9 protein-coding genes and 4 pseudogenes are annotated in these 12,139 nt (G+C 67.3%); 5 read left to right on the top strand and 8 right to left on the bottom strand.

The window, feature by feature from the left end:
- Positions 1 to 3: 3 nt before the first annotated feature.
- The 6 genes and pseudogenes from NTM_RS18605 to NTM_RS18580 all read right to left on the bottom strand — a co-directional run bounded on the left by NTM_RS18605 (position 4) and on the right by NTM_RS18580 (position 5,790).
- On the bottom strand, positions 4 to 942 hold the full coding sequence (locus NTM_RS18605) for a R2-like ligand-binding oxidase (RefSeq protein ID WP_083144482.1): 939 nt from the start codon (positions 940 to 942) through the stop codon (positions 4 to 6).
- Complete coding sequence (locus NTM_RS18600) at positions 939 to 1,628, bottom strand: TetR/AcrR family transcriptional regulator (RefSeq protein WP_083144483.1); 690 nt, start codon at positions 1,626 to 1,628, stop codon at positions 939 to 941. The genes NTM_RS18605 and NTM_RS18600 overlap by 4 nt, the downstream gene beginning before the upstream one ends.
- Positions 1,629 to 1,695: 67 nt before the next feature.
- Positions 1,696 to 3,076: pseudogene (locus NTM_RS18595) on the bottom strand (FAD-containing oxidoreductase).
- 4 nt (positions 3,077 to 3,080) lie between these two features.
- The gene (locus tag NTM_RS18590; RefSeq protein ID WP_104864967.1) at positions 3,081 to 3,566 is read right to left on the bottom strand and encodes a DUF4126 family protein; all 486 of its coding nucleotides are present in this window, start codon (positions 3,564 to 3,566) and stop codon (positions 3,081 to 3,083) included.
- 99 nt (positions 3,567 to 3,665) lie between these two features.
- Positions 3,666 to 5,007, bottom strand: a pseudogene (locus NTM_RS18585) (amidase).
- Positions 5,008 to 5,118: 111 nt separating this feature from the next.
- Positions 5,119 to 5,790: a FadR/GntR family transcriptional regulator gene (locus tag NTM_RS18580; protein WP_163767097.1), complete on the bottom strand. Its 672-nt coding sequence runs from the start codon at positions 5,788 to 5,790 to the stop codon at positions 5,119 to 5,121.
- A gap of 272 nt (positions 5,791 to 6,062) precedes the next feature.
- On the opposite strand from NTM_RS18580, the gene NTM_RS18575 reads away from it, so the two are divergent.
- From NTM_RS18575 to NTM_RS18555, 5 genes and pseudogenes are all read left to right on the top strand, one after another.
- Entirely contained in the window at positions 6,063 to 6,842 is a 780-nt protein-coding gene (locus NTM_RS18575) for an ABC transporter ATP-binding protein (protein WP_163767096.1), read from the top strand.
- Positions 6,839 to 7,677, top strand: a pseudogene (locus tag NTM_RS18570) (ABC transporter permease). Before NTM_RS18575 ends, NTM_RS18570 begins: the two are co-directional and overlap by 4 nt.
- Positions 7,678 to 7,681: 4 nt before the next feature.
- Entirely contained in the window at positions 7,682 to 8,350 is a 669-nt protein-coding gene (locus NTM_RS18565; RefSeq protein WP_232079762.1) for an ABC transporter substrate-binding protein, read from the top strand.
- A 410-nt stretch (positions 8,351 to 8,760) separates the two neighbouring features.
- Entirely contained in the window at positions 8,761 to 10,068 is a 1,308-nt protein-coding gene (locus NTM_RS18560) for a four-carbon acid sugar kinase family protein (protein ID WP_232079761.1), read from the top strand.
- A pseudogene (locus NTM_RS18555) lies at positions 10,065 to 10,966 on the top strand (NAD(P)-dependent oxidoreductase). The gene NTM_RS18560 and the pseudogene NTM_RS18555 overlap by 4 nt, the downstream one beginning before the upstream one ends.
- 21 nt (positions 10,967 to 10,987) lie before the next feature.
- Here the strand turns inward: NTM_RS18555 and hisG are convergent.
- Positions 10,988 to 11,833 carry an ATP phosphoribosyltransferase gene (hisG, locus tag NTM_RS18550; protein WP_163767095.1) on the bottom strand — a complete coding sequence of 282 codons (846 nt, stop codon included), beginning with the start codon at positions 11,831 to 11,833 and terminating at the stop codon, positions 10,988 to 10,990.
- Positions 11,834 to 11,835: 2 nt separating this feature from the next.
- A complete protein-coding gene (locus NTM_RS18545) occupies positions 11,836 to 12,117 on the bottom strand; it encodes a phosphoribosyl-ATP diphosphatase (protein WP_083144492.1) in 282 nt (93 codons plus the stop codon).
- Between the last annotated feature and the right edge of the window lie 22 nt (positions 12,118 to 12,139).

Genomic DNA, 12,139 nt, shown 5'->3' with positions numbered 1-12,139 from the left:
ACCCTACGCAGAGGCAGCCAGCGCCTTGCGATCCTCGTCGGCGAAGGTGTCCTCCAGATGCAGAGGCGTGTAGTCGATGTCGATCTCCTCCAGCGGACGACCACGCGCACTGCTGATGGTGCCGAAGCGGCGCATGCCCTTGTCGGCGGCGTACTGCTGGAACTCGTCGATGGTCAGGCCGAACGGGATCTCGTCGTAGAGGGCGAATGCGTCGTCGGTGTTCTGCAACGCCAACGGGATCAGTTCGTTCATCCTGGTCTCGAACACCGCCCAGTTGGCGTCGTCGGCGGCGACGTGGCGCCGGCACGTGAAGGTGCCCCACGCCATGTGGCGGCGTTCGTCGTCGCCGATGCGGCGCACGAGTTCCTGCATCCCCGGCAGGATGCCGCGATCGATGCAAATGCGGTGCCAGGCATAGTATCCCGTCAACGCCATCATCCCCTCGATGACGTGGTTGTAGGTGACCGACGCCCGGATCTGCGCCCGCGGCGACGGGTCGCTGGACAAGGCGTCCAGCGAGGCCGGCAGTTCCTCGTAGAACATCTGCCGGTAGGCGGGCAGGTCGTCGAGGTAGCACTGCAGGTCCCCGGTGACGCCGACGGCGTCGAGCCACATCCGGAAGACCTGGGTGTGCTTGGCTTCCTCGAACGCGAACTGGGTCAGATACATCTCGTCACCGAGTCGCCCCTCGGCACGCATCGCGGCCATGAACGGCTGGATGTCCTGGGTCACCGCCTCTTCGCCCGCGATGAACTCCGCGCACAGCCGGGTGGCCCAGTCCCGCTCCAACTCCGACAGCGACTCCCAGTCCGCGCGGTCGCGGGAGAAGTCGATGTCGGCGGGGTCCCAGAACTTGGCGTTGCCACCGGCGAACAAGCGCAGCGGCAGGCTGTCCCAGTTCAGTCCGCCCGCGGCAAGGGAATCGGATCGTGTCCTGTTCATGACTGTTCTCCTTTGTGAGTTGCCCGATCGGCGGGGCTGTGGTCGGGCTGCGCGAACGCCGCGGACAGCACGGCGACGTAGCGGCGCACCACGAGGGCGGGCTGTTCCGGGGACAGTTCGTCCAGACCGAGGACGGGGTCGATGCCGCGGACGTACGGCGCCAGAGCGAGGTGCGGCAGGATCATCAGCAGCAGCGACAGCAGGGTGTCGACGTCGGCGTCGGGACGCAGATCGCCGCGGCCGCGCGCGTCGAGCACCAGCGGCCGCAGCACCTGCAGGTAGTGGCGGTGGATCACGGCGCGCACGCTGATCCGCGCGTCGGTGTCGACCTCGAAGCTGGCGGCGGCGTGCAGCGCGCGGTCACGGGGATGGTCGGCGAAGTACGCCACCCACACGTCGAGCAGGTCGGTCAGGAATTCGAAGAACGGCCGACTCGGGTCGAGCCGGCGGATCTGGTCCTCCATGTGGCGGCGCACCCGCTGGCTGCCGACCTCGGTGATGTGTGCGTAGAGGTCGCGCTTGTCCGCGAAGTACTGGAACAGGCTGCCTTTCGCGACGCCGGCACGCCGCGCGATGACGTTGAGGCTGCCGCGGGAGAACCCGTGCGCGGCGAACTCGGCCTCGGCGGCAGCCACCACCGCCGCGCGGCGATCCGCGCCCAGCCGAGACCATGTCACCGTCGGCATCGCGCCTCCAAGGCTTGATGTGACCAGTGGTCATATTACTGTGACGCACGCCACAGTCAAGGCCCGGTTACGTCAGCGGTCTGAGGTCCTGCAGCAGGGTCGGCACCAGCTCGGCGACCGTCGGGTGGATGTGCATGGTCCGCGAGATCGCGGTGTAGGGCAGCTTGGCGGTCATCACGTCGAGAATCAGATGGACGACCTCGTCGCCACCGACACCGAGGATCGAGGCCCCGAGGATCTGCTCGGTCTCGGCGTCCACCACGACCTTCATGAATCCCTGGGTCTCCCCCTTCTCCACGGCGCGCCCGACCCGCGTCATCGGGCGCTTGCCCACCAACGCTTTTCGGCCCGAGCGCCGGACCTCGTCGGCGGTCATGCCAGCCCGGCCCAGCGGCGGGTCGATGTAGAGCGCGTAGGTGGTGACGCGGTCGCTGACCCGGCGCGGATCGTCGTCGAGCAGGTTGGCCGCGACGATCTCGAAGTCGTTGTAGGAGGTGTGGGTGAACGCGCCGCGGCCGTTGCAGTCGCCCATCGCCCAGATGTGGTCGACGGTGGTGCGCAGTTGATCGTCGACCACCACGTAGCCGCGCTTGTCGGTCTCGACGCCGGCGGCCTCCAACCCGAGATCGTCGGTGTTGGGGATGCGCCCCACCGCGACGAGCAGGTGGCTGCCGACGACCGGCGGTGCGCCGTCGCGGGGTCACCGCGACCCCGTGCTCGTGCCGCGCGACGCTGATCGCGTCGGCGCCGAGCACCACCGTGACGCCCTCGTTTTCGAGGATGTCCTTGATCGCCGCGGAGACGTCCTCGTCCTCCCGCGCGGTCAGCCGGGGCCCCTTTTCGACGACCGTGACCTCGGCGCCGAAGCGCCGATACATCTGGGCGAACTCCAGCGCGATATAGCTGCCGCCGACGATCACCAGATGCTCGGGGACCACGTCGAGGTCGAGGATCCCGACGTTGGTCAGGTAGTCGACGTCGCCGAGGCCCGGGATGCCCGGCGCCACCGCGCGGCCGCCGACGTTGAGGAAGATGCGGTCGGCTTCCAGCAGCCGGTCGTCGACGCGCACCGTGTGCGGACTCTCGAACCGGGCGTGACCGCGAATCAGCGTGGCGCCCTTCATGTTCTCCAGCCACGACTCAAGGCCCTCGCGGTCCCCGCCGCTGATCCGGTCCTTGCGCGCCTTGACCGCGGCCATGTCCACCGTGACCGGACCTGTGCGGATCCCGAAGTCGGCACCGCGGCGCGCGAGGTGCGCGGCGTGCGCGCTGGCGACGAGCGTCTTGGTCGGGATGCAACCGGCGTTCACACAGGTGCCGCCGACGAGCTTGCGCTCGATGACCGCGACGGTCTGGCCGGCCTCGGTGAGCCGCGCCGCCAGCGGAGGCCCGGCCTGCCCCGCGCCGATGATGATCGCGTCGAACTTCTGCACGGCGTCAGCAGACATGGGCCTACGGGACCAGGCTGACGAGGAACGCGATCAGGAACGCACCGCCGACGGCGACCAGGTCCTCGAGGAACGCACCGGGCCGGTCGTTGCCGTTGTTGGCCGAGAACAGCTTGCCGCGCAGCGCCGCACCGCCCAGCGTGCCGAGCACCGCGCCGACGACACCGGCCCCGGCGCCGATGAAGGTGTGGAAGAACGCGCTTCCGATCACCGCTCCGGCGAAGCCGCCGGTGACGATCCGCGTCAGGAACTGCGGAGGCACTTTGCGACTCGGCGTGTTCGGCAACTGGTCGGTGACCAACTCACCGAGCAGGAAGATCGTCAACACGGTGACTGTGATCGGATGCGCCGTCCACTCCGACCACTTGTCGTCGACGTCGATCCAGCCGAGCATCGCTCCCCACGCCACGACCGCGGGGGCGGTCATCGCACGTAGGCCCGCGATCACCCCGATCAACAGCGCCAAGACCAGAACGAGCACCTGCGTCATCGGACCTCCGTCCGTGCGGTGGCGGGACATCCGGACGCTAACACGCCGGACCGCGCGATGAGAGGTCTGACGCATATGCGGAATTCCCGCGACAGTCCCTCAGTGGCGCTGGGACACTCCGGCGGTCTGTTGGTCCAGTTCGGGTGCAACCAGATGCCAGGACGTGACCGCTTGAAAAGCCGCGGCGATCCGCACCGTGACGTCTTCGCGGAACGGACCCGCCACGACTTGGCCTCCGATGGGCATACCAACGCGATCGAACCCGACGGGCAGCGTCACCGACGGCAGACCGCTCATGGTGAAAGGCACAGTGAAGCGGTGGATGCGGGCCACCGTGTCGCTGGACATCGCCACCATGTCCGCCGCGGGCGGTGTGACGAAAGGCAGCGCCGGCATGACCACGGCGTCGACGGTGCCGACCGCAGCGCGCATACGCCCCGCGAACGCCGCTCTGCGGACCAGGAGCCGGTCATAGTCCACGGCCGTGAGACCCGCACCGAGAGTGATGAGGTCGGCCAACGCCTTGCCGTACTCCCCGCCGCGGGCCGCGAAGTTGTCGTGGTGACCGCGGGCGGCCTGGACGCCGCAGATACCGAACCAGTCTTCATTCGCCTGGTGAGGATCCGGAAGGGATACGGGGAGCACTTGGGCGCCAAGGGATGTCAGCACATCGACCATGTGGCGCACTGCGTGCGCCACCTCGGGCTCGACGTCCTCGTCGATCCAGGCGCCGTCCACCCCGACAACGACGCCGCGCAGATCCCCGACCGGGGCGTCGAAGTGCGGTACAGGTTCGAGGGCTGCTGTCGGGTCCGCCTCATCGGCCCCGGCGATCGCCTGGAGGACGACGGCCGCATCCACCGCGCTTCGCGCCATCACGCCGACGTGATCCAGCGACGCCGCAAGCTCGAACACGCCGGCGCGGCTGACACGACCCCAGGTCGGCTTGATCCCGGTCGAACCCGTCACCGCGGACGGCATCCGGATGGAGCCCCCGGTGTCGGAGGCCAGCGCGGCATACGCCAGGCGAGCCGCCACCGCCGCCGCGCTGCCACTGGACGAAGCCCCGACCCAGCGATCCGGGTTCCACGGATTTCGGGGCGCGGAAAGGGTCGGTGTGTTCGGCGTACACCCCTTCGGTGGTGTGGACCTTCCCGACGATCACAGCGCCGTGCTCGGTCAAACGTGTGACCGCGGTGCACGAGCCACGCGACACCGCACCCCGACGCGACGGCATTCCGATCTCGCTCGGCCACCCGTCGACATCGAAGATGTCCTTCACCGCGATCGGCACGCCGTGCAACGCGCCCCGCGACATCCCTTTCGCCACTTCGGCATCCAAAGACGCCGCCCGCGCCAGCGCCTCCTCGGCGGCGACGAACGAGAAGGCGCCGATCGCATCGTCGAGCCGTTCGATGCGATCGAGCAACTCCTCGGTCACCGCCAGCGAGGTCAGCTCGCCTCGCCGGATCCTGTCGGACACCTCGACCAGCGGTAGATCTACGACACTCACGCCTGCTCCTGTTCGCGGGCCGGGTTCGACAGGAAACGTTCACTGTCCTCGGCGGTCTGATCCATGGGCCGCCATCGCCTCCCGCGCCTGCACCGGAAGGCCTGCCTCGATGGCGGCGAAGATCTGGCGATGACACTGCAGCGCGTGACGGCGGATCTCGGGCACCGCGGACGTTTTCGTGCGGCCCTCCAGGACCGCCGCACCGATCGGCTCGAGCAGAACCGCCAGAAACGGGTTGTGCGTCGCGGCGAAGATGGCCTCGTGAAATCTCAGGTCCGCGGCGACGATCGCGGTGAGATCCTCGGCCTCCATGGCCGTTTCCATGTCGGAGATCGAATCGGCGAGATCGGCGAGATCGCGATACGTCCGTCGCGCGGCCGCGACCTCCGCCGCGCCGGTCTCGACGATCTTCCTGAGTTCGATGAGCTGGCGCGCGGTTTCGTGGTCGTTGGCCACCCGCGCCGCGAGTAGCGCCGGTTCCAGCGCGGTCCACTCCGACAACGGGTTCACGAACGTTCCCCGTCCGCGCTCGACGCGGACGATGTTGCGAACCCGTAGCGACTTGATGGCCTCGCGGATGGTCAGCCTGCTCACCGACCACTGCGCGGCAAGTTCCGATTCCGACGGCAGTGCGCCGTCGGGCGGTATGTCACCGTCGGTGATCGCGGCGAGGAGCTTGCCTGCGACCTGGTCGACGAGCGAATCCCGCATGCCGTGTCCTCACATCTGATGTCTGGTGAAGGGCAACACTAGCGCACCACCACCCGCCATCGCGGAACAACAGCGAAGTCTGATGACCTGTCCTGCCTCGTGTTAACTCTTGTATTGAGACAGTGGAACCGTTCTCCCAGCACATCGGCACACACCGCGAATTTACGTAACATTCCCGAAACCCCACCAAGACATCAGATGTCTGATGTAGCTTGGCAATCGGCTGGTACCGCCCTAGCGTTGGCCCGGCCGACACGAGAACAGGAGCATCCATGGTCCGCCGACTCGAAGCCCGGAACATAGGCATGACTTTCGTCAACCGAGGGGACCCGAACGCGGTCCTGCGCGACCTCACCTTCCACGCGGACGAGAATGAGTTCGTCTCGTTCGTCGGCCCCAGTGGCTGCGGAAAGTCGACGTTGTTCAACATCGTGGCGGGTTTGACGGAACCGACCACAGGTGACGTGTTCGTGGAGGGCGAGAACACCACCGGCCGGGCCTCGAAGAAGGTCGGGTACGTCCTGCAGAAGGATCTGCTGCTGCCCTGGCGCACGATCATCGACAACGTCATCATCGGGCTCGAGGTTCGCGGCGTCAGCCGCAAAGAGGCCATCGCCCGTGCCGAGCCGCTGTTCGAGTCGTACAACCTGACCGGCTATGAGAACGCTCTTCCCGGCTCGATCTCGGGTGGTATGCGCCAGCGCGCGGCGCTCATGCGCACGCTGGTCATGGACCCCGACGTGATCCTGATGGACGAGGCCTACAAGGCGCTGGACTACCCGTTGAAGATCGCGCTGGAGAGCGAATTGCTCCAGACGGTCAAATCACTTGGCAAGACGGTCATTTTCGTCACGCACGATATCGAGGAAGCGGTGACCCTGAGCGACCGGGTGTACATCATGAAGGCACGGCCCGGCGAGATCATCTCGGAAATCGCGATCGATCTGCAGGTCGAGTCGACACGCATCAACGAACGTCGCCTCGCCCCCAGGTTCAACGAGTACTACGAGACCATTTGGCGCAGCATCGGCGACAAGGCGATGGCCTCATGACCGTCATGAAAGACACCGAGCAGACGCCGTCCGCATCGCCGCCGCGCAAACCTCGCCGGACCCGTCTCACCGAGCGCAGCAGATTCGTGCTGGCTTTGCAGGTGCTGATCGTCGTGGGGCTGCTGGGGGCGTGGGAGCTGGGCGCCGCCACGGGCGTCATCGACACCTTCTTGTTCTCCTCGCCGAGCCGAATCGCCGAGGTGCTGGCCCGACGTGCGGAAACCGGTGCGCTCTGGACCGACATCGGTGTCACCATGACCGAGACGGTGCTCGGGTATCTCGTGGGCGCCGTCGGCGGATCGGTTCTCGGTCTGGCCCTGTGGTATTCACGCTTCGTCGCCGGGCTGACACGGCCCTTCATCACCGCAATAGGCGCCATCCCGATCCTGGCCATCGCGCCGCTGATCATCATCTGGTTCGGCACCGACATCGTGTCGAAGATCGTCATCGTCGCGCTGAGCTGCGTGGTCGTCTCACTGACCAATTCCTACCGCGGCGCACAGGAGGTCGACGCGGACTGGATCAACCTGATGAGATCCTTCGGGCCACCAAGACTCAGACCTTCTTCAAGATCATCGTCCCCGGCGCCGGCCCGTGGGTCATGCAGGGTCTGCGGCTCAACGTCGGATTCGCCGTGGTGGGCGCCATCGTCGGGGAGTTCATCTCGTCCAGCAGCGGTATCGGCCACATGATCGTGCGGGGCAGCGCAACCTTCTCGCTGTCGACCGTCTTCGCGGGACTCGTGGTCGTGGTCTTGATGGTGAGCGTCCTCAGCCTCGCCATGCGATTTGTCGAACGAATTCTTCCCGGCGCCAACCACATCGAAAGGAAATGATCTCTTGTCCACCACCCGCCGCCTTTTCGGCGCAGCACTCGCCGCCGTGACGGCACTCTCCCTCGCCTCGTGTTCCTCGCAGTCAAGCGACGACGCAGGCTCCCAGGTCCGCATCAACCAGGCGTTCCAGTCGCTGCTGTACCTGCCGTTGTACGTCGCCATCGACAAGGGCTTCTTCGAAGAGCAGGGCGTCGATGTCGCGCTGACGACCGGTGGCGGCGGACAGAATTCCTGGTCCTCTGTGCTCGGGGGAACCGATGACTTCTCGATCCACGACCCGGTCTTCGGGCCGATCTCCCATGAGAACGACGGGCCCGGACTGGCTGTCGCGTCCATCCAGAATGCGCCCGCGGTGTGGGTGGTCGGCAACGAGGACACCTCGCTGCAGAACGATGTGCGCGGGTTCGAGGGCAGCACCGTGGTGACGATGCCGGAACCGGACAGCACATGGGCGTTCTTCAACTACCTCATGCGCGAGAACTCCCTGGACCCGAACGCGGTCACCATCACCGAAGCCTCGGTCGGCAACGAGCTCGGGCCGTTCCTCAGCGGCCGCGCCGACTACGCGCTCGCCACCGAACCACAGGTGAGCCAGGTCGAGGCCCAGGGCAAGCACGCGGTGTTCTCGTTCTCCGACATCGAGGGGTGGTACCCTTCGCGTTCTCCTCGCTGATGACGACCGAGCGCTATGTGGCGGAGAACCCGGAGGCCACCCAGGCTGTCGTGAACGCCTTCCAGCAGGCGTCGACCTTCATCTACACCAACACCGACGAGGCGATCGCGGTCGCGCAGAACTACTTCCCGGATCTCGAGGGTGAAGTGGTCGCCACCGCGGTGCGGCGTGAGCTCGATGCCCGGGCCTACCCGAGAACGTCGAGATCACCGAACAGGCATGGGAGAACAACATGCGGATCGCGGAGTTCGTCGGCAGCATCAAGGAATACCCAAGCGAGGCAACGTCCTTCGAGACCAACGTGGACAACACGTTCGCCGAGAAGGCCGCCGCCGAGTACGCCAAGTGACGCCGGTGGGGGTGGACTCCCCCGGTCCACCCCCACCGCTTTCCCGCACGGAGAACTCATCATGCTGATCGTCATCGACGACGACCCCACCGGCACCCAGTCGGTCAGCGATCTGCCGGTCCTGACCCGCTGGACCGAAGACGACCTGGCCTGGGCGGCAGCGGAGTCTCCGGCCGTCTACCTGCAGACCAACAGCCGAAGCCTGGGCGAGCAGGATGCTTTCGCCATCACCAGCGACGCAGCGGCGGCCGCACTGAGGACGTTCGGTCACCACGCGATCCTGGTCAGCCGCAGCGATTCCACCCTGCGCGGGCACTTCCCGGCCGAGACCGATGCTCTCGCCGCGCAGAGCCGCGCCGCGGGTATCGCCGTCGATACGGTGGTGCTCGCGCCCGCCTTTCCGCAGGCAGGCCGGATCACCGTGGACGGTGTGCATTACCTGCTCGACGGGGGCCGCCGTGTGCCCGTGGCGATGTCGGAGTTCGCCTCCGATGCCACCTTCGGATACCGCAGTTCGGATCTGCGGGAATGGGTGGTCGAGAAGACCGGCGGCCGCTACTCGACGGCCGATGTCGCGGTGCTGCACCGCGACACGACCCTCGACGAGTTGAGGTCATCGCGATACCAGGTGCCGGTGATCGTCGTCGACGCCGAAACCGACGACGATCTCACCCGAGCGGCATCCCTGCTACGCGCGGCGCAGGCGAACGGCAGACGCTTCGTCTACCGGGTGGGACCGCCTTTCGTGCGGGCGATGCTCGGCCGGCCGTCACCGGCCCCGGTCGACGTCAGCGCGCTGGGGATCGGCGTCGCGGACGCCACCGCCGGCGGACTGATCGTCGTAGGTTCCCACGTCGATGTGACCGCGCGGCAGCTCGCCACCCTGCGTGAGCGCCGACCGGAGCTACCGGTGATCGAGCTCGACGTCGACGCGGTCGCCTCGGGGTCCGCCGAGGTCGCCGCGGCGACGGCGGAACTGCGGTCGGCTCTGGTCGCGGGCGACGCCATCCTGCAGACCACCCGGACGCTGCGCCGCGAAGCTTCGCCGGAGGACAGTCTGCGGCTCGCACGCCTGGTATCGGATGCGGTGTCGGCCACCGTCCGGCAGTCCCTCGACGGCCTACGGCCGCGGTTCGTCATCGCCAAGGGCGGTATCACCTCCAGCGATGTCGCCAAGCACGGTCTCGGCGTCACTCGCGCAACGATTCTGGGGCCGGTGCTGCCCGGCATAGTCGCGCTGTGGCGTATCGAGACCGGCCCGCTGGCGGGGACACCGTACGTCGTGTTCCCCGGGAATGTCGGCGACTCGACGGCCCTCGATGACGTCTACGAACGTCTCTCACACATGACTTCGGGAGAACCACGATGAGTACCGACAGTTCGGCCGTGGCCGACCGGATCGCGGTGATCGGCCTGGGCGCGATGGGCCTGCCCATCGCCCTACGACTCGGCGAGCAGTGGACTGTGCACGGCTACGACGTCGCCGCCGAGCGACGGCAGCTTGCCGCCGAGGAAGGGATCCGGACCTTCGACAGCGCTGCGGCGGCAAGCGCGGCGGCCGCTGTCGTGGTGCTGGTCGTTCGCAGTGGCCCGCAGTTGGAGGAGGTCCTGTTCGGCAGTGCCGGTATCGCCGACGACCTGCCCACCGGCTCGGTCATCCTGCTGATGAGCACGATCGGACTGGAAGCCGTGCGTGATGTCGCCGCGCGCCTGGCACCGCGTGGCCTGCTGCTCGTCGACGCGCCGGTCAGCGGTGGCCCCGTCCGGGCGCGTAGCGGGGATCTGCTCGTCACCGTCGGCGGTGAACCCACCGGCCTGGTCGCGCAGTGCCTCGACCACCTTGCGTCGACACTGCGCATCATCGGCCCCGCCCCGGCGACGGACAGGCGTTCAAGACGGTCAACCAGTTGCTCTGCGGCATCCACATCGCCGCGGCGGCCGAGGCGATCGCACTGGCCCGGGCCCTCGGTCTCGACGACCGCGCGACATGGGAGACGCTGGACGCCGGCGCCGCCTCGTCGTTCATGCTTCGCGACCGCGGCGCGCGAATGCTGGCCGACTATGACTCGGACGCGGTCCACAGCAGGGTCGACATCTTCGCCAAAGACATGGGCATCGTCGGGCAGACGTCGCGCGCGGCGAATCTGCCCACCCTGGCCGCAGCAGCCGAGCAGATCTACCTGCTCGGCGTACGTCAGGGGATGGCCTCGATGGACGACTCGACGATCGTCGATCTCATCGCCGCGGACAGGGGCCGATCCTCGTAGCGGACCGGTTTGCGAGCTGGATCAGAACCGGCAGAACCTGATGTCGGAGGCCAGAATCGCTTTCGCGCCGATGACGGCGAGCTCGTCCATGATCGCGTTGACGTCCCGACGCGGCACCAGCGCGCGGACCGCGACCCACGCCGGATCGGCCAGCGGCGCGATGGTCGGCGACTCCAGGCCCGGGGTCACCTCGGTGGCCTTGTCCAACACCGCGCGCGGGCAGTCGTAGTCGAGCATCAGGTACTGCTGGCCGAACACCACACCCTGAACCCGGGCGGCGAGCTGGTCGCGCGCGGGATCCGGATCGGAATCGGCCCGCTCGATCAGGATCGCCTCGGAATCACAGAGCGATTCGCCGAACGCCACCAGGTTGTGCAGCCCCAGCGTGCGTCCGGAGCCGACGATGTCGGCGATCACATCGGCCACGCCGAGTTGGATGGAGATCTCCACCGCGCCGTCGAGGCGGATGACGGTGGCATCGATCCCCTTGGCGGCCAGGTCTTTTCGGACCAGGTTCGGATACGCGGTGGCGATCCGCTTGCCGGCCAGATCGGCGATCTGCCAGTCCTGGCCCGCCGGGGCGGCGTAGCGGAACGTGGACGACCCGAAACCCAGCGCCAATCGCTCCCGCACAGGCGCGTCGGCGTCGGCCGCGAGGTCCCGTCCGGTGATACCGAGATCGAGTTGTCCGGACCCGACATAGATCGCGATGTCCTTGGGACGCAGGAAGAAGAACTCGACCTGGTTCGCCGGGTCGACCACCGTCAGATCCTTGGGATCGGAGCGGCGGCGGTACCCGGCCTCGGACAGGATCTCCGAGGCCGATTCGCTGAGCGCCCCCTTGTTGGGGACGGCGACTCTGAGCACGGTTACAGCTTTCCGTACACGTCATCGAGGGACAGGCCGCGCGCGAGCATCAGCACCTGGGTCCAGTACAGCAGCTGGCTGATCTCCTCGGCCAGCGCGTCGTCACCTTCGTGCTCGGCGGCCAGCCACACCTCACCGGCTTCCTCGAGGATCTTCTTGCCGATGCCGTGCACCCCGCCGTCGAGGGCGGCCACGGTTCCGCTACCGGCGGGGCGGGTGCGCGCCCGTTCGCTCAGTTCGGCGAACAGCGCATCGAAGGTCTTCACGTTGGGCAATTCTGTCACGTCGGGGCAACCGGATTGCCAT

The sequence above is a fragment of the Mycolicibacterium parafortuitum genome (assembly GCF_010725485.1).
Lineage (GTDB): Bacteria > Actinomycetota > Actinomycetes > Mycobacteriales > Mycobacteriaceae > Mycobacterium.
This window is presented reverse-complemented; position numbering and strand designations above follow the sequence as displayed.